This window comes from Photobacterium sagamiensis, from assembly GCF_050337085.1.
Taxonomy (GTDB): domain Bacteria; phylum Pseudomonadota; class Gammaproteobacteria; order Enterobacterales; family Vibrionaceae; genus Photobacterium; species Photobacterium sagamiensis.
This window is the reverse complement of the sequence record NZ_JAKJSP010000038.1, coordinates 34,089-51,549: the sequence shown is the minus strand read 5'-3', so window position 1 is coordinate 51,549 and position 17,461 is coordinate 34,089. Positions and strand designations below refer to the sequence as shown.

General features: G+C 43.2%; 17 protein-coding genes. 10 read left to right on the top strand and 7 right to left on the bottom strand.

Annotated features, from left to right (window positions below):
* Positions 1–158 precede the first annotated feature (158 nt).
* From L4D76_RS18330 to L4D76_RS18320, 3 genes are all read left to right on the top strand, one after another.
* Positions 159–1,607 (top strand): sigma-54-dependent transcriptional regulator, encoded by a 1,449-nt coding sequence (locus L4D76_RS18330; protein WP_428442348.1) that lies wholly within the window; start codon positions 159–161, stop codon positions 1,605–1,607.
* Complete coding sequence (locus L4D76_RS18325; protein ID WP_428442332.1) at positions 1,604–3,646, top strand: sensor histidine kinase; 2,043 nt, start codon at positions 1,604–1,606, stop codon at positions 3,644–3,646. Before L4D76_RS18330 ends, L4D76_RS18325 begins: the two co-directional genes overlap by 4 nt.
* A 194-nt stretch (positions 3,647–3,840) precedes the next feature.
* On the top strand, positions 3,841–4,191 hold the full coding sequence (locus L4D76_RS18320) for a hypothetical protein (protein WP_428442331.1): 351 nt from the start codon (positions 3,841–3,843) through the stop codon (positions 4,189–4,191).
* A gap of 29 nt (positions 4,192–4,220) precedes the next feature.
* Here L4D76_RS18320 and L4D76_RS18315 read toward each other — a convergent pair whose 3' ends face one another.
* Positions 4,221–5,438 (bottom strand): transglycosylase SLT domain-containing protein, encoded by a 1,218-nt coding sequence (locus L4D76_RS18315; protein WP_428442330.1) that lies wholly within the window; start codon positions 5,436–5,438, stop codon positions 4,221–4,223.
* 210 nt (positions 5,439–5,648) lie between these two features.
* Between L4D76_RS18315 and L4D76_RS18310 the strand changes: the two genes are divergently transcribed.
* The 5 genes from L4D76_RS18310 (at position 5,649) to L4D76_RS18290 (ending at position 9,240) form a co-directional block, all read left to right on the top strand.
* Positions 5,649–6,182 carry a lecithin retinol acyltransferase family protein gene (locus L4D76_RS18310; RefSeq protein ID WP_428442329.1) on the top strand — a complete coding sequence of 178 codons (534 nt, stop codon included), beginning with the start codon at positions 5,649–5,651 and terminating at the stop codon, positions 6,180–6,182.
* A 126-nt stretch (positions 6,183–6,308) separates the two neighbouring features.
* Complete coding sequence (locus tag L4D76_RS18305; RefSeq protein ID WP_428442328.1) at positions 6,309–6,587, top strand: polyhydroxyalkanoic acid system family protein; 279 nt, start codon at positions 6,309–6,311, stop codon at positions 6,585–6,587.
* A 239-nt stretch (positions 6,588–6,826) separates the two neighbouring features.
* Positions 6,827–7,438: a phasin-related domain-containing protein gene (locus L4D76_RS18300; protein WP_428442327.1), complete on the top strand. Its 612-nt coding sequence runs from the start codon at positions 6,827–6,829 to the stop codon at positions 7,436–7,438.
* A 165-nt stretch (positions 7,439–7,603) separates the two neighbouring features.
* Positions 7,604–7,963 carry a phasin family protein gene (locus L4D76_RS18295; RefSeq protein WP_428442326.1) on the top strand — a complete coding sequence of 120 codons (360 nt, stop codon included), beginning with the start codon at positions 7,604–7,606 and terminating at the stop codon, positions 7,961–7,963.
* Positions 7,964–8,295: 332 nt separating this feature from the next.
* Positions 8,296–9,240, top strand: a complete 945-nt coding sequence (locus tag L4D76_RS18290) for an alpha/beta hydrolase (RefSeq protein WP_428442325.1) — start codon at positions 8,296–8,298, stop codon at positions 9,238–9,240.
* An 87-nt stretch (positions 9,241–9,327) separates the two neighbouring features.
* On the opposite strand, the gene pbpG is transcribed toward L4D76_RS18290, so the two are convergent.
* The 6 genes from pbpG to L4D76_RS18260 all read right to left on the bottom strand — a co-directional run bounded on the left by pbpG (position 9,328) and on the right by L4D76_RS18260 (position 15,595).
* Positions 9,328–10,224 carry a D-alanyl-D-alanine endopeptidase gene (pbpG, locus tag L4D76_RS18285; RefSeq protein WP_428442324.1) on the bottom strand — a complete coding sequence of 299 codons (897 nt, stop codon included), beginning with the start codon at positions 10,222–10,224 and terminating at the stop codon, positions 9,328–9,330.
* Between the two features lie 281 nt (positions 10,225–10,505).
* Positions 10,506–11,471, bottom strand: a complete 966-nt coding sequence (locus L4D76_RS18280; protein WP_428442323.1) for a hypothetical protein — start codon at positions 11,469–11,471, stop codon at positions 10,506–10,508.
* Between the two features lie 584 nt (positions 11,472–12,055).
* Positions 12,056–12,688: a TetR/AcrR family transcriptional regulator gene (locus L4D76_RS18275; protein ID WP_428442322.1), complete on the bottom strand. Its 633-nt coding sequence runs from the start codon at positions 12,686–12,688 to the stop codon at positions 12,056–12,058.
* Positions 12,689–12,820: 132 nt separating this feature from the next.
* The gene (locus L4D76_RS18270) at positions 12,821–13,327 is read right to left on the bottom strand and encodes a DUF2505 domain-containing protein (RefSeq protein ID WP_428442321.1); all 507 of its coding nucleotides are present in this window, start codon (positions 13,325–13,327) and stop codon (positions 12,821–12,823) included.
* A 483-nt stretch (positions 13,328–13,810) separates the two neighbouring features.
* Entirely contained in the window at positions 13,811–14,740 is a 930-nt protein-coding gene (locus tag L4D76_RS18265; RefSeq protein ID WP_428442320.1) for a substrate-binding domain-containing protein, read from the bottom strand.
* Between the two features lie 6 nt (positions 14,741–14,746).
* Positions 14,747–15,595 (bottom strand): formate dehydrogenase accessory sulfurtransferase FdhD, encoded by an 849-nt coding sequence (locus L4D76_RS18260; protein WP_428442319.1) that lies wholly within the window; start codon positions 15,593–15,595, stop codon positions 14,747–14,749.
* 647 nt (positions 15,596–16,242) lie between these two features.
* On the opposite strand from L4D76_RS18260, the gene L4D76_RS18255 reads away from it, so the two are divergent.
* Complete coding sequence (locus L4D76_RS18255; RefSeq protein WP_428442318.1) at positions 16,243–16,722, top strand: DUF3305 domain-containing protein; 480 nt, start codon at positions 16,243–16,245, stop codon at positions 16,720–16,722.
* Entirely contained in the window at positions 16,667–17,419 is a 753-nt protein-coding gene (locus L4D76_RS18250; RefSeq protein ID WP_428442317.1) for a DUF3306 domain-containing protein, read from the top strand. The genes L4D76_RS18255 and L4D76_RS18250 overlap by 56 nt, the downstream gene beginning before the upstream one ends.
* Positions 17,420–17,461 lie beyond the last annotated feature (42 nt).

The window sequence follows — 17,461 nt, the reverse complement described above, 5'->3', positions numbered from 1 at the left end:
GCAACATTAACGCTAATGCCCCCCATAAATTAATGATTTAAAACAAAAAGGAATGAAAAATTCATCAATAGTGTTGTGATGGCATGAAACAGTTTTGACTTTGATGAGCTGTGTGGGACAAAATGTCGCATCTAAAATCATGGTCTCTGTTTATTCCTATGTCTGAACTATCTTCTTCATTATCCTGGACTGCTGTTTCTGTACTTGTTGTCGATGACGAGCCGGGTATGCGCGCTATTTTAAAAAAAGCCCTGAGTAAAAAATTCGCTCAGGTTGACACCGCAGGCAGTATTGAGGAAGCAGAAGAGCTTCGTAAACGATGTCATTTCGACCTACTCATCGTTGATATAAATTTACCCGGACGTTCTGGCATTGAGTGGCATGAAGCTTTTGATCCGGCAACCCGACGCAGTGATGTGATCTTTATGACGGGTTATGCCGATCTTGATACCGCGATCAGAGCGTTAAGAGCGGGCGCTTCAGACTTTATCTTAAAACCCTTTAACCTTGAGCAAATGATGCAGTCGGTTAATCGCTGCATTGAACGTCGCCTGGTTGAACGACAAAATTTCGCACTGCAACGCGATGTTGATCGTACCTTTCCTGTCGATATCATTGGTGATGCTAAAAAAACGCAACAGATGAAAAAAATGATCGCCCAGGTAGCACCATCAATCGCCGCTGTGCTGGTTGAAGGTGAATCAGGTACCGGTAAAGAGCTGGTAGCGCGAGCACTGCACCAGCTGAGTCAGCGCACAGGGCCCTTTGTTCCGCTGAACTGTGGGGCGATAGCGCCGGATTTGCTGGAAAGTGAATTGTTCGGCCATGTATCTGGTGCCTTTACCGGGGCAAAAAAAGGTCGCGAAGGTCTGTTCCGCGTCGCTAACAACGGTACGCTGTTTTTAGACGAGATAGGTGAAATGCCGTTATCCATGCAGTCTTCTTTACTTCGGGCATTAGAGCAAAAGGCCATTCGTCCGGTCGGGGCTGAACGGGAAGTACAAGTGGATGTACGTATTGTGGCGGCGACGAACCGGAACTTAAAACAAGAAGTGGAAGAGGGGCGCTTTCGGCGCGACCTTTATTATCGCCTCAATGTACTAACCATTGATTTACCTCCGCTACGTGATCGTACGGACGATATACCGACGTTATCGCATCACTTTACCCAGCAGTTAGCCAAAGAACTGGGGATGAAGACTATCAGTTGGACCCATGAAGACATTCAGGCGATGCAAGCTTATGACTGGCCGGGGAACATTCGTGAACTGCGAAACATGATGGAACGTTGTATTTTGCTTGGTAAACCGCCTGCAGATTACTGGCGTGAATTGCAAGGTGAGGGATTACCTGTTCTGGAACGTTCAGGTGACGGTTCTACTACGCAGCATAAAGCGTGCGACAATTGCGCGTCGCTATTATCTGGCGAAGGTGAACAGTATTGTTATCCGACCGAATGGACATTAAAGGAAGTCGAAAAAGCCCATATCATGCAGGTGGTAGATACTCATGAGGGAAATAAATCGGCGGCTGCACGTCAGTTAGGGGTTGCCCGGAAAACGTTAGAACGAAAATATAAAGAATGGGCTGACGAAGAAGCATTATGAAAATTAAAAAGTTTGTCTGTATGTGGCTGAGACGGTTCAGAACCATGGTGCGTTACCGGTTGCTGGTACTGACATCAGTTCCTATTATTCTGACCTTGCTGACGCTTATTGCACTGACCACGTACTGGATGGTCACGTATACCTGGCAGACTGCATTAATGAATGTTCGTGCAGATCTGACCGTGGCTCATCACAGCATGGAATTGTTGCAAACAAAACAACGCACGCGACTTCTCACGCTGTCGTCGTCATATGATTTCCAGTCGTTGCTACGCTCTGACGAATCAAAGCTGAGCGAATGGGTAAGATCTCAGGTCACAAATTACGATCTGGATTTTCTGGTACTTCATCCGGCATCAGCGCTAGGCGAATTCTCTAAAGCAAACCGTCAGTTATTGCTCAGTGGTGAAGAACAAACGTTTTTTCAGGTTCTTAATGAACAGCAATTGAGTTACCTTCAACGTGACTTACCCGTTCGCGCGCAGATCCCTCTGATTCGTGAAGATATTTTTGAATCAAGGGGGCTGGTTAGTCGTAGCCTGATCCCGGTTTTTAATGACAAGGATCAGCTGCAATGGATCATCGACGGGGGAATGTTACTGAATAACAGTACCCTGTTAGTCGACAAAACCCGGGATCTGGTATACGCATCTGACACCTTGCCTGCGGGCAGTATTGGCACGGTAACCTTATTTTTGGATGACATTCGAGTCAGTACCAATGTGCCGCTTGATAGCGAGCAACTCAATGGGCGAGCGATAGGTACCCGTGTTTCAGACGAAGTGAGACAGGCGGTGTTGCTCAATGGTCGAAAATGGATTGATCGAGCCTATGTCTATGATGATTGGTATGTATCGGCTTATGAACCCTTGCGAGACCACGATGGCAATATTATCGGTATGCTTTATACCGGCTATCTGGAATGGCCGATGCTGAAAACCTACCTCATGAATATTGTTGAGCTGGGGATCGGGATTGTCATCGTGTTGCTATTATCGGGTGTTATCGTATACCGGGGTGCACGTGCACTGTTCCTGCCTATCGAGAAAATCCACCAGGTAGTGAAATCGATTCAGGTTGGAGTCGATTGCCGTATTGGTACACTCGGTCTGGTCGATAATCACGAACTACAGATCCTGGGAAAGCAGTTCGATACCATGTTGGATCAGTTGCGTCAGCGTAACAATGTGATCAAACAAGCATCACTAGAGCTTGAAGATAAAGTGGAAGTTCGTACTCGCAGCTTGCATGAAAAAACCGAAGAGCTTGAACAGCATATTAAACTGTTGAATCAGGCGCGCTCTAAACTGGTTGCCAGTGAAAAACTCGCCGCGCTGGGAGAGCTGACTGCAGGTATTGCTCATGAAATTAATAACCCCACCGCCGTGATATTGGGTAATGTTGAATTACTCCAGCTAGAGCTGGATGATGATGCCGAGCGGGTGAAAGACGAACTGGAAGCGATTCACGAGCAGATTGATCGTATCAGAAATATTACCCGAAGCTTATTACAATACAGCCGTCAGGGGGGGATACAGAACGAAGTGACCTGGCAGCACCTTAACCCGATTGTTGAAGAAAGCCTGACTCTGATTCGTTCAGGAACCAAGGCGTATGATATCCGGATTGAAGTCGAACTCCATGCAAAATGCTGTGTGGAAGTGAACCGTCATCAATTATTGCAAGTGCTAGTGAACCTGCAAATGAATGGTGTGCATGCCATGGATGACAAAGGGCTGCTTAAAATCAAAACGGAAGATTGGCTGGGCGAAAACAATCAACCCGTTGGTGCGATTGTTCATGTGACCGATCACGGCTGTGGTATCAGCCCTGAAAACCTGGAGCGGATATTCAATCCATTCTTTACGACTCGCCGTAGTGGTACCGGGCTGGGGTTATCGGTTAGCCAGGGTATTATCAGTGAAATTGGCGGTGAAATTACCGTTCAGTCCAAACCGGAGAAAGGCTCCGTGTTCTCTATTTATCTACGAGAAAAAGCGACAACCAATACCGAGATGTTGCTTGCTGTCGAGGCATGAAATGCCATTTCTAAATACGGCATAGAAAAGCCTTTTAAGGCAGGAAAATAAAGGAAAGGTGAATAATCACCTTTCCTTTATATCAGGATTGTCTTTTTACCGAAAAGAGGATAGTTGCTTAGAGCCGAAAAGTAACCAAATGAGATTTTTTTATGCCTATACTTGGATTAAATACCAATAATAAGGCTTAATTTATGAAGCTAGTATTTCTTATTGCAGGGGTTTTATTACAAGGGCTGGCTTTATATGTCGCTTTTTATACGGAGGTCAGAGGTAATATCTACTTGGCAACCATTGTATCAGTCTTATCAATTTGCTGCTTAATCTCTGTCAGAAGTTTAATTGCCCCAGCTTCCATGATGGCTGGTATTCTGATTGGACTGTCGCTATCCCATAATGAATCAGATCTGAAATTATTAAATCACCTGGAAAGCTTTGTTTATGCGGTGTTTGTCCCAGCGTTGCCTGCACAGCAGTATGTCGAACCGATTAAAAGTTTGGGTTTTTCAGCTATCGCAAAAAAAGACCGTACACTTGAAGAATAGCCACTGAAAGGACCTGTTGTTTGATGTTATCACTCTGGATAAAGCAAAGGGATCAGAAGTTGCTGTCCGGCGATAATAATTGAATCTGACAGCTTGTTGACTTGCTGTATATGCGAGACGGTTGTGTTGTTGATTTGAGCAAGTTCACTCAATGATTCGCCAGGTTGAATTTTGTGAATCATGAACTTGTATTTGACATAATCAAGGCTGCCTTCATTTTTGTAAAAAGCTTCTATTTTGTCTTTAGGCAGAAGAATAATATTATCTCGTTTTGCCAAAGTATAGCCAGCCGTGTAACCAGGGTTGAGTGCATACAACGCTTTACTTGATATGTCAGCATGGCTGGCAATAACGTTTAACTGTACGCGGGTATTTACAATCACCTCAGATAGCACTGCTTCGGCCTTGATAGTCGCAAAATCCAGATCGTATTTATCTTGATTTTTAACGATATCAGCCATAGCTAACAATTTTGGAACATATAATCGGGTTTCTTTCGGCAGTTCTAATGCCCAGAAATCTGTTGATTTCCCTTCAGATTTATTTTTTTTGATCGCATTTCTGACCCGCGCTCCACCTGTATTATAAGCGGCAATGGCATGAAGCCAATTACCGTTAAACTTTTCATGAAGGTATTCCAGCAAATCTAATGCAGCGTCAGTTGATGCTAGAACATCACGACGTCCGTCGTAACCTTTCGAATATTCCAGGCCGAATGTTTTCCCTGTAGGTGCGGTGATCTGCCAAAGTCCGGCAGCGGCCCTAGGTGAATAAGCAAACTGATCGAAAGCACTTTCAATGAAAGGCAACAGGGCAACTTCAATGGGCATGCCACGCTGCTGTACCTTGTCATACATGAGATACAAGAAAGGCTCGGCCCGTCTGGATACCGTTCTGATGTGGTAAGGGTTACTCAAAAACCAGTGACGAGAATGCTGGATACGCTTATTGTCGGGAACCGGCAACGAGAAGGAACGACCTAGAATATCCCACAAATCAGGTTCGATATACTCTGTAATATCGGAAACAGGTTGTTGTAACCTTTGTTGGGGCTGTCCTGTTGCGATGAAAGTACCACTGTGTCGCTGGTGGTCAATATGGCAGTGTTGATTCATTGTTTCTGGGGATAGATCAACCATCGAGACACGACTCGATAGAACGTTGTTGTTTGCAGTATTTTCCAGCTGCTGTAAACCCTGACAGCCGGAAAGAAAAATTGTACTGAACAATAAAAATTTATAATGCATATTGATTATTTTTAACTACCAATGATTTTAAGTTATTCATATCGTTGCACAATGTTGAGTATAAAAATTTTATCTATAGTTAAATTTATAGCAGGTAATATTTATCATGCTTATAAATTAATCTATCTATTGAGAGTTGAACGCAAAATTTCACCGCTGATTCGTCGATATTTGGTTATGCTTAATATGTCGAAAAGTAAGAGGTAGGAAATGTCAGATGTTCTTTATCCAGTTGGAACGGTTTTAAAGATTCGTTGCAGTACATACTGGCACTATGGCATGTCTGACGGACAAGGTAGTGTGATCCATAATTCGAAAAAAAGACGCAGGGTACAGTTTGATACGCTGGAAGAGTTTTCTGATGGGAAGGAAATCGTTGTCAGTTCTATTGCCGGGCAGGATCCTGAGCAGGCCTATATTAACGGTCAGAAATACTTAGGGATGCCATATAATCTGTTTAATCAAAATTGTGAACAATTTGTCCGAGAGTCCCATGGTTTGCCTGTGGAATGCACTCAATTACAGCGTTTTATCGTCTTGATGCTTGGTGGTTATTTGGTACTGAGGGCACAAGAGCGCTTAATAAAGTTGGCGGGAATAGGGTTGTTGTACGGAGGTTTAACCACGCCTTCAGAAAAAAAACCTTATCGTCGTGCGATAATCGGTGCCCAACTTGCCGTTGGAAGCGCTATATTATTCACGAAGGTTGTTCGTCTGTTTGTCCGACGAAGCAGAAACCTGTAACCGATTTATTTCTATGTTGGTCGTCTTGTATTCGATCCGTGGCACAGAAAAAGATATCTTTGTCAGGTATGTTTATAATACAGGTAGAGTAATTGCACTAGTTGCATTAATTGAATGGAATCCATTTTGACTATTTTAATTGAACGCGAACATGATTTTCATCTGGATGATATTGCTGAAATGTCAGAGACAATTGCCGAAGAGTTGGCTCAGGAATATGGAATAAACTGGTCGTGGCAGGAAGGAAAACTGGTCATTCACCATGCATCGGCACGTGGATTTTTGCAGTCGCAGGAAGGCAAGCTCATCATTCAGCTGAAATTGGGGTTTGCGGCGAGTTTTTTTGCATCCACGATTGAAAACCATATCACAGAACGTCTGGACCAACTGCTAATATCTAACTAATTCAGGTCCTAGTAACGAGAACCTAGTTACTAGATTCTCGTTACTAGATTCTAGCCTTAAGACTTCAGAAATTTATCTCTATACCTTCCCGCTTAAATCATTCAAATATTTGATCCCGCCCACGTTAAATTGCTCTTTTAGTAAGAACATTCTAATTGAAATTCTTATTCTATGTATAAGCAGTCAGGCAAATACCACTGGCTGACAACAGTTGGAATAGAAATTAGGAGGGCGCAATAATGGGCATCTTTAAACAGACTGCGGATGAATCAGGCAAAGACAAAAAACTTGTACATGATGCCATGGTCTACAACATTTGGTTAGCCGGATTGGGCGCTTATGCGAAAAGCGCAGATGAAGTGAATCAATTATCAGGTAAAGGTAAAAGCTTGTTTGATGAATTGGTTGAGCGTGGACATGCGGTTGAATCAAAAACCAAAGAACGAGTGCATACGGCACGTAATCAAACATCCGTTGCGATTGAAGAACGTGTGCACCAGATGGTGCAGAAATTTATCGGCATCGATAATGAGCGTTTAAATCGTGTTGATGACAAGATTGATCAATTGACAGCCAACATAGAAGCACTGTTAGTTCGTCAACAAGAAGCTAAGCCTGCACCGGCGAAAGCAGTAGAAAAAGCAACGACCGCAAAAGCCCCTGCTAAAAAGCCAGCTGTTGCACGTCGTAAGCCTGCGAAAACAGCAGCAACTGATGTTAAAAAAGAAAGTGCTGTCAAAAAAGAAATTGTTTCTGAGAAACCAGCAGTGGCAGAGCCGGTAAAACCGGACACCGTAGCTAAACCTGTAGCGGAAAAGACTGAAGTTAAGCCTGCACCGGAAGAAGCATAAACATCAGCCGTTGACCAGTCAGGTGGTGAAAAAACAGCGATAGTGAATTTAAAGCACGCTCAGTTTGCTGGAAGTCTCCCAACAATGAATGAGAAGACTTCTGGTGAACAAAATAGCGATAGTCTCATTACACAGACCAGCGCTTAAGCGCAGGGGGATAATATTATGATCGACAAAACAGTAGTGAAAGCGGCTAAAAATGTCGTAGAAAGCGGTGAAGGTGTTGCGCGCAATATTTGGCTAGCAGGCCTAGGCCTTTATAGCCGCACATTGGAAGAAGCTCAGCAGTTAAATGAGAAAACGTCTGGTGCATTCGATGAACTTGTAGAGCGCGGGAAAGAAGTAGAAACCCAAGCGAAAGAGTGCATTGGTGAAAATGCCGAGAAGGCCTCTGATGAAGTAGAAGCAGGCATGAATGATCTCTTCTACCGCCTAAGTGGTGTTGACCGTGAAAAACTAGAACGTATGGACGAAAAAATCGACAAGCTGACACTGGCTGTCGAGAAATTGGCAGAAGTAGAATAGCTGCCAAGGCAGGGTTATGTTTCACCAAGCCAGCCAGATGATAATGTAACCCTGTCAGGCATATAACCACACCTTCAGGGGATATGTCTTTTTAGGTTGCGCGTGGGCCATGCACGCGCACCTTTTTTCGATTGAGCTGATTAAGTCAAAGGGACTCGTTGGAATCGGCATCCAATGTGTCTTTGGCAAGAGTATAACGACAGCAATAACAGTAGTGATTGCGTTGTAGGTCGATAGAAGTTTTACTGCCATACATTGACTAAACGGGCTATCTAAACCTAGATTAATAATTAGCTCGATTATTAACTTTATATGTAAACAAGGTGGGAGTTATGGACAGTTGGCGTAATAGAGCCTTTAATAAACTCTTATCCCGTGTCATGCGTCAACGCCTTGCCCGTTGTAACTCAACAGAAGAAATGCGTGAGTTAATCTCCGGCATTGACAATTACGGCGCACTCATTAGTATGCCAAAAGACATGGTTGTGACCTCGACCAAGTTCGCTAATGTAGGCTGTGACTGGGTTGATATGCCAAACAGCAGCGGCAATAAAATTGTTCTGTACTTCCACGGTGGTGGATTTTGTTTTCACAGCCCTAATATCCATAATGCCTTTCTTGCCCGACTTGGCAATGCCACTAAGTCACGAGGGTTAATGGTGAACTACAGTCTGGCACCGGAAAGACCCTATCCAGCGGCTGCTGATGAATGCTATGCGGTGTACCGGACATTGTTGATCAAAGGTTATTTACCCCATCAGATTTTTTTTGCTGGGGATTCTGCTGGTGGCAATTTAGCGTTAACCACTTTAATACGTCTGCGAAACGCCAATTTACCAATGCCTGCGGGAGCAATATTATTGTCACCAGTGACCGACATGGCAGTGACAGGAGAGTCTGCATTTACCAAGAGCAAAGATGACCCTTTCTTTGACTTGAGCACCCTGCTGTTGATGCGCAATAACTATATTGGCAATCATAACCCTTGCGATCCTGATGTTTCCCCTTACTATGCGGCACTGCATGATCTCCCCCCGATTTTTATTACCGCAGGGACGGAGGAAGTATTAAGGGATGATTCCATTCGCTTAGCCGAAAAGATTGCTGAGGCAGAAGGGGATGTGACCATAAATATAGTAAAAGGTGTTCCTCATGTTTATCCGCTGTTTTATCAATTGAGTGAAGCGAAAGAGGCTATCAAGCTAATGGCGTCATTCGTCGTTGATAGATATAAAGCAATTAAACCCTCGACACCCAGCAAAAAAAAAGCCAGCTAAATTAAGGCTGGCTTCATTGCTTATGTTCAAACAAGCTAAGGGCCTGTTTATCATTCAACAGCTGCAATGTTGAAAGATAAACAGGCCCTAATCTGTCAGTTCAGCTAACTTCGTTTTCTGATATCGAATGGCAGAATCCGAAATGTCACCGCTGTTACCCGTTTGCAACCATTTCTTGATGCGTCCGGCATCGCCTACAGGCGTCAACTTCCCTTGAGTATCAAGCATGACCATTAATACTTTCTTGCCTTCAATCTTAGTGACCATTGCCAGGCAGTGTCCGGCCACATCCAGGTAACCGGTTTTACTCAGCTCTACTGCCCATTTCTTTCCACGCGCTAATAGATTGGTATTGGTATACCCCAGTTTGTATTTTGGTTTTTTGAAGTAAGCGGTATGAACGGCTGTGGTACTGTATTTACGGATTTCCGGGTACTGATAAGCAGCACGCACCATTTTTGCCAAGTTGTCAGCGGTTGAGACGTTTTCCGGGCTCAGGCCGGAGCTATCAACAAAGGTTGTATCTGCCATACCGAGTGATTTTGCTTTATTGTTCATCGCTTCAATGAAGGCATCGTAACCGCCCGGGTAATTTCCGGCGAGTGCCGCTGCCGCCAGGTTTTCTGATGACATTAACGCAATGTGAATAGTTTCACCGCGGCTGAGTTGCGACTCCATTCGGATACGAGAGTAGCCGTTATACATCCGTTCTTTATCTAACGTCGTAAATGTAATTTTTTCCTTCAATGGCAATTTTGCATCTAACACCACCATGGCTGTCATGAGCTTGGTTAACGAGGCAATCGGCATCACCACATCGGCGTTTTTCTTAAAGAGGGTTTTGCCCGATTTCATGTCAGTGACATAGGTACTGACGGACGCAGTTTGGATATTTTCCGGATCCAGTTTGGCCGTGTTGATCTTTGCAGTGGCGGTAGAACTGACACTGAATAAGAAAAAGAAGAAAAGTAACGCTCTGCCCACAATGGCTCCTTGAAACGTAGTGTTAGATCAATCGGTATAAAGATAGCAAAAAATTAAAGGCTATTGTTTCCTTTTCTTTTACCTCAGTGCAAATCAACGTTCTCTAAAATGGTTGTAATTGGAGAGGAAATAGTGATTTTACAAAGGAATACAATAAAAAAAGCCAACTAAGAAGTTAGTTGGCTTTCTCATATCTTTACTGGTACGGGATCTGTTTTTTGCACCGGGATCAAATTTCACGGTTTCTAACTTGCTGCTAGCTTAATCAGCGTTCAAAACTGTTAGCTTTCAAAATTGTAAGTCAGACTAACCGAATCGGTGATATTTTGTACGGTGGATTCTTGCTGACCGTTGTATTTCGCGAGAATCGAATGCTGGCCTTTAGGGATTTTAACCATCACATTAACGCCTTCACCGACAGGTAGGCCATTGATGTAGAAACTTGCAGCATGATTACTGACTAACTTAACATCGAACGACTCCACACCAATTTCCTTGATGATCTGGTCATTGATATCTTCGTTGTACTGAACAAACAAGTTGAATGAAACGTTGTAGGAGACATTGCCATCGTAATCCATCTGAGCAGAGTCGACATTGAACTTGTTAACGTTACTCTTGATGTTGATCTGACCAAAACGAGACTCAATGGCGTCATTGACTAATTTGCTATTGGTCTGCTTATTCTCAAAACACTCACGAATAGACTGATAAGGAGAGCACTTAAGCTTGCCGTTTAACTTAATCGGAATGGGGCTGGCAAACTCTTTCTTGATTCGAGATACTGCATTCCCTTTGAGAGAAGTTAGCTTCTCGTTGTAGATTTTATTTGACTCACGAATCGCATCATTAAGCTTGTCGACTTTCTTTATATTCTGGGCGATAAGAGCAGTGTTCGTCTTGATTTTCTCTTGATCAGACTTAATCTCTTTCGACACCTTTTTCATCGAGTCAAAATAGTAATTCGTGCTTTCTTCTGTCCCTGAAAGCATTTCTTCACTCATTTTCAGTTGGAATTCATGGTAGGTCTTTTTCCCACGAATAATGGCAGATTCCAGCTGCGCAGTTTGGTTTGTATAAGAGAAGATGCTGCTGTTGACCTCTGTGAGCTCCTTCAACTCAGTCGTATTGTTGTACTGTTCTTTAACTTGCTTTATCTGCTCTAGTTCGCTTTCAGTCAGTAATGAAGCCCCTTGAGCACAGAAAGCAGCACCTATCGATAGCAGGAAAATGGCTTTTTTTAACATTGACGAATGGTTAACCTTTGAAAATATAGAGTTTTTAATCCAGCAGCGATACCAGCTAGCGAAAATTCAGCATGTATAAAAGCTTACAGTTGCCTTAAAGCTATCATTGCTTGCAGAACCGTTACAAACTGAAGTTGCATTCCATGTACTACATTAGATTTTTTTATAGATGTATTAAATAATTATTTTGGCCGGAAGTCATTATTTTTGTAGTTGTTATTAGGAAAAATCATACATTTATCAAGTTTCTAGATATATCTCAAACCTAAGATGAGCGTTGTTTCATATTGTTTCATATTATTTCTAATTAATCCAAGGTAAAGTAAACAACGGTCAAAATACAGGCATTATAAAGTCAAATAAATGGCGTTACGCCTATAGGTGTAATATTTAAAGAAAGCTTACTTCTGGTGGTGGTTAAAGTTTGAACGATATATTGGTCGATCAATGGATTCTCTGGGGGATGTTTACTAATAACAGTTTTGCTTATGTTAACGTTAGTTTAATTATTTTGTTTCAATTGTTTTTATATAAATAACGCCGTGAGATTATCACGGCGTTATCAAATGCTACTCACAATGATGTTAATTCACAAGTTCGTTGAGTAAATCCTGGTGAGTATAGAAATCAGATTCCGCTGACTCTGTCAGGTAAGGTTCTACCATTGAGATCAAGCGTAATACACCAGAACGAATCAATTCGCTTTCGCTGTATTTATCATCTAGCAATGTCTGATAATTAAGCCAGTTAAGACTAACCAGTAGCAGGTTATCTGCTAACAATGGCAGACTGTTCTCATCACACTTCAGTTTCCCTAATGTGATTAGCTGAGCAAGCATGTCATTGCTAAGCTGGCGCAGCTTTAAGATAAGCGTACGAATCTTTCGCTTAATTTGCGGGTTATGACCGTTCAAATTATCAAGATTTCTGAACAGAAAGCGATAATGGGTAAACAACGCCATTACCGTGTGCATAAATGGCCAGTAGTCATCGAAATCTTTAACCTGGTTAGGGTAATTATTACTGATGGTGGTTAACGAGTTTTGCAGCTCGGTAATCAGGGTTGTAATGATCTCGTCTTTGCCTCGGAAATGGTAATACAGGTTTCCGGGGCTGATACCCATCTCTGTGGCAATGATCAGCGTACTGGTTTGCGCGATCCCATCGCGGTTAAAAAGGTCTAGACTGACTGACAGAATCCGATCACGGGTTTTCATTATCCTTCCTTGTCTGACTGTTGCTGTGAAAGAAAAGTGTTGTTTTGTTCTCTTAGTTACAAATTTCCGCTAGTAGGAAAGGATCTGACCTGTTTAATCTGTTCAATTAAGGCGAGACAGATTATCTCTCTATTATTTAGCTAGCAGTTGCGGTAAGGCTTTACGTAGGAATTCGTATTCTGCCTGCATTTGCTGCCTGATATCATCGCCAATAAATGACACCAGTGCGCTGCCAACAAAAGGAAGCGATGAACTAATGGTGACAGCCACGTTGTTCTGAGTTGAAGGGCCGCTGTCTGGCTCGCTGAATACCATCTGGCCACTGATCGCTGCGGGAACGCCGACAATATCTACTTTCATCTCACACAAAATATTCCCGTCTTCCTGCCAGTACCATTTTTCACTTTGTTTGATGGTGTTATCACTACCTAGAATACTTTTTAGCATTCCTGGAACATTTGCTGGCATATCACGCTGGGTTTCAACAAGGAAGCCATCGTCCGTTTCTTCAAGTCTGTGTATACGCACACTTTTAGCGCCAAGGCTCTGGTACTTCTCAGTGATGAGTTCTTCTTCACTAAAGAAACGCAGAATGGTATCGAGATCTTCTAGGTAATCATGAACTACAGAAACTTGCATAATGTATCCTTACATGTGTATTGCGCTAATGAGACTTGGAAGTGCAATTTTTTTATTAAAATATAGCTTCTACCGACACGGAGTAGTTAGACAATGCTCTTAACCGTATCCAAGAATACTGGTCGGACGACGCTCCCACAGTGTGCATCTGGTGGCACAAAAGCTCAAAGGTGTTGTGATAAAAATTAGGAGTGGATCAATATTCCCCGTTGGAATTTTACCATTTAGAGTAATTGCTCACAAAAAGGCCGATTATGCTTGCAAGAGATGAGAATGCAGCTGCTGGATTTTAGGCAAAGGATAAAGAGCATTATGATTGCATTGATTGGAGGTTTTTGTGTGGGATGTTTGAAATGATTGCTTTTTTAGCCGCAACAATAAAGGCTATTTACTCACTTTGCTATCAATAGAGGTTTGAGCGATAAGGCTGGCATAAAAAAGGCCTGCGAACAGGCCAAGAATAGAAATGTGTTTCATCTGTAGTTAGCCGGCACTCCAAACTTGTTTACCACAACGGCCAAAGTTATAACCACCGAGCTGATCACCTTTAGCTTGCGTTTTAACGTCAGAGAGCGATTGCAGTAACTGCTGCTGCAAAGTACGGAAGTAGATGTTTTTAGGGATCACCAGTTCGAACGCTTCACGGCAGAGTGGAATAAAGCCCAAGCCAAATTCCCCGGCCGTACTTTGACTCGCATAGCCGACATCCGCGTGGCCACGCACAATGCTCGACGCTAACTCACGTTCACTGTTGCACTGATTGCTTGCATCCGGCTCGGCTTTTGTCAGCATATCCAGGTTAAACGCATAACCGTGTAGCCATTCTTCAAGACCTCGCATACTACCGGCGCCTTCCTGACGGAGCGCCCAACGCCAGCGTGCACTCAGCAGCTCTTGCAGATTAAGCGAACGGGAGGTAAAACGCTCGGCGACTTCCTGGCTGACGACTAAACCTTGCTGGCGTTCAAAGGCATGGATCAGCACCCAGTTTTTATGGCCCGGATATTGTTGTAATAGTGCAGGGTGACGTAACCCTGCTTCTTCTGCGTGACCCCAATGAATGGCACACATATCAACATGGCCTTTACTGAGCATCGCCAGACCTTGACGAGTACCTGTCGAGGTGTAGCCGACTAAGGCGGTACTGCCTAGCTGATTGGCCATTTTCCCCACAACCATTTGTAATAAAGGATCATCAGAGCCTGCAATTAGCAGACGATCATTTAACACGCCGTTATGGCATGACTCTAATAGCCACTTATCGAGTAACGATTTTGGGAAAAGCCATTTGCCAGTTACTTTTGTGGCAGGTAACAACCCATCGTTGGCCAGGGCATATACTTTCTTTTCATTTAAATCTAAATACTCGGCAACCTGCTTGGCATTCATAAACTCTGGAAAGGGTGATGACATCAGCCGTTACCTTTTTGTTTTTTGTTCAGATGCCATGCCTTTAACATCCAACACCAAATTTTCCATTCCGTTAAATACCTGGAAGCGATGGCCTTTAGCTCGGGCAATCATCGTAATACCGAGTTTTTGCGCCAGATCGTAACCCATTTGGGTGGCGCCAGAACGAGACACTAAAACAGGAATACCCATTTGCGCGACTTTAATCACCATTTCTGAGGTTAAACGCCCCGTGGTATAAAAAATTTTGTCGGCACCGATTTCGCTACTCAGCCACATTTCGCCGGCCAGCGTATCGACAGCGTTATGGCGGCCGACATCTTCGACAAACGACAGAATATTGGTGTCTTTACATACCGCACAACCATGCACGGCACCTGCCGCTTTGTAGGTTTCATTATGATGAGTTAATGATTCCAATAAACCATAGAGCTTAGATTGGGGAATAGTGGGTTGGGGCAGCGTCACGCCTTCTAACTTTTTCATTACGTTACCGAACATGGTGCCTTGGCCACAGCCGGAGGTAACGGTTTTCTTACCCAGTTTCTTTTCCATCCCGGCGGTGCTTTCTTTTGTAATGACCGCTGCAGAATTGGTATCCCAGTCGATAATGACTGATTCAATTGCGTCAATGTCTTCGATAAATCCCTGGTTTTTTAAATAACCTAAGACAAGCGCAGCAGGGCGCTCACCTAAAGTCATCAGAGTTACCACTTCAATCCAGTTCAGATAAACGGTTAAAGGGTGCTCACAGGCGATCTCTTTGGTCATCATGTCGCCATATTCATCCATGACGTCGACTGTCATTGTCTGATTTACGGCAGATTTCGTTTTTATAATTTTTGGCAATTGGGACATCAGAGATTTCCTGCTGGTATTTATAATATTAATTCATGTATTACATCTGGTTGGATGCTGGCTTCAATGCCGCATCTCACCTTAAATGAGTGTCTTACGACTGACTTCATCATCAATTTCAATGAGCCTGGGCTCAAGAATGCTTAATGGGTGAAAGTAAGACTTAGCAAAGTCCGTTCCAACTCTTTTCATTGAATGAATCATTGTTAAAGTAATCCATTCAAATTTGTGCCGAATTATTTTGATTGAATTGTTGTTTAGTCGCAACAACTTGGTCTGATATTTGCTTATTCGCTCTAGTCTGTTTTCAACTAAGGTGTGAAATTCCATGTTATTGGAAGAATAACATCATATACCCAAGAGACCCCAATATGCAGGATTCAGAGTGAGCTCAGCGTGTTCAATTCAAGGAAAATGTGTGCAGGAATGGCCATCCCTTTCAAACATATTTGACACAGAAGTGATCACGCTGACTCACTCCCGAAGGGCGAGTTTTATTGGCTCCTATGCTGCGTCGCTGATTATTAACGTAGAACAACTATGTCTTCAAATCAGCGTCTTGCTTAGAAGCCAATAAATTCTTGCTGAACAAGCATCTTGGGGTCACTTGGGTATAAAACAAAACTCATCAGGATTAAGGAGCATGTGTGCAAAAGCCAGATGAACATAAGCTACGTAAAGATGAATCTGTTTGGCCTATCGGTTTTCGCCTGGTATCAGAAGAAAAACAGGTTGGGCGCTGGTCAACACTGTCTTGGTCAATTGAAGACGTAACACTCTATGAAAAAACGCATCAATCAGCACACCAAACAGAGGCAGATGCCTATGTGCTGCCTTTAGAACTTTATCGTGATGAACGTACCGATTATCGCTTTAATCTCAGCTCGCAGGATCCTCACTTATTCATTGTTTGTGAAGAAGAAAATGAACAACTGTCACCATTATTGATGACTGCGGCACAAAGCGTTGCGAGTAGTTATATGGATGGCGATTATCAAGTTCTGCATATCAAAACGCCGTTACCTGTTCAGGCATGGATGGAAGCATTCATTGGCCGTCACGGTGAATTGATTGAATTCAAACGCAAGCGATGCAAGAACAAAAAAGGACATTCAAGTGGCAACTGATTTTATACAGCGTTGGTCAAGCAGGAAATTGGATGCGAAGGAAGGCAAGACTGTAGAGCCGGAAGTGTTAACTCAACAAGATACGTTGAGTGATGCTGAGGCCGTTATTACTCAAAAAAGCGATTTGGAACAAAACGGTTCTATTGAAAATGATTTAACTCCAGACGGTAACCCTATGACATTGGCAGATGTTGCTAATGTGTCGTTCGCAAGTGGTGCCGCATCTTTTCTCAAAACGGGCGTTGAAAAGTCGGTAAAAAAAGCAGCCCTACGTAAGCTTTTTCATTCAGATGAATTCAACTATATCAGTGATATGGATGATCACACCGAAGACTTTTCGAATATCCCGCCATTAGATCCCTCTGTGGTTAAGCAACTCCGAGGTTGGGTTAATGAAGCCGTTGAAAAAGTAGGAAATCTTGCAGAAAAGTTAAGTGATGAATCTGTCCCTGCCTCTACTGTTGATTCTGAGATGGGTATTGATGACTTATCTAGCGGCACTTCAATAGAGACAGCAACGACCGATGATGTGGTTTCTGACGTGACTGAAGAGTCCCTGAATGATGAAGTTCTTAACGATGACACTCTTCGTGATGGCATGGCTTGCAACGAAATGATTAGCAACGAAATGGCGTGCGATGAAACAGCGTTAGATTCAGCTGCTCACTCATCAGAAAAAACAATTCAGAACAGTTAAAAAAATAGGCTTGGGACAAAAAGGGATAAATACCCTTAAAAG

What these genes read in the sequence shown, in the direction of transcription:
- L4D76_RS18270 (WP_428442321.1), bottom strand. Translation starts at nt 13,327, where the DNA reads ATGCAAGTTTCTGTAGTTCATGATTACCTAGAAGATCTCGATACCATT.
- L4D76_RS18325 (WP_428442332.1), top strand. Translation starts at nt 1,604, where the DNA reads ATGAAAATTAAAAAGTTTGTCTGTATGTGGCTGAGACGGTTCAGAACC.
- L4D76_RS18275 (WP_428442322.1), bottom strand. Translation starts at nt 12,688, where the DNA reads ATGAAAACCCGTGATCGGATTCTGTCAGTCAGTCTAGACCTTTTTAAC.
- L4D76_RS18315 (WP_428442330.1), bottom strand. Translation starts at nt 5,438, where the DNA reads ATGCATTATAAATTTTTATTGTTCAGTACAATTTTTCTTTCCGGCTGT.
- L4D76_RS18320 (WP_428442331.1), top strand. Translation starts at nt 3,841, where the DNA reads ATGAAGCTAGTATTTCTTATTGCAGGGGTTTTATTACAAGGGCTGGCT.
- L4D76_RS18300 (WP_428442327.1), top strand. Translation starts at nt 6,827, where the DNA reads ATGGGCATCTTTAAACAGACTGCGGATGAATCAGGCAAAGACAAAAAA.
- L4D76_RS18330 (WP_428442348.1), top strand. Translation starts at nt 159, where the DNA reads ATGTCTGAACTATCTTCTTCATTATCCTGGACTGCTGTTTCTGTACTT.
- L4D76_RS18310 (WP_428442329.1), top strand. Translation starts at nt 5,649, where the DNA reads ATGTCAGATGTTCTTTATCCAGTTGGAACGGTTTTAAAGATTCGTTGC.
- L4D76_RS18295 (WP_428442326.1), top strand. Translation starts at nt 7,604, where the DNA reads ATGATCGACAAAACAGTAGTGAAAGCGGCTAAAAATGTCGTAGAAAGC.
- L4D76_RS18280 (WP_428442323.1), bottom strand. Translation starts at nt 11,471, where the DNA reads ATGTTAAAAAAAGCCATTTTCCTGCTATCGATAGGTGCTGCTTTCTGT.
- L4D76_RS18290 (WP_428442325.1), top strand. Translation starts at nt 8,296, where the DNA reads ATGGACAGTTGGCGTAATAGAGCCTTTAATAAACTCTTATCCCGTGTC.
- L4D76_RS18260 (WP_428442319.1), bottom strand. Translation starts at nt 15,595, where the DNA reads ATGTCCCAATTGCCAAAAATTATAAAAACGAAATCTGCCGTAAATCAG.
- L4D76_RS18265 (WP_428442320.1), bottom strand. Translation starts at nt 14,740, where the DNA reads ATGTCATCACCCTTTCCAGAGTTTATGAATGCCAAGCAGGTTGCCGAG.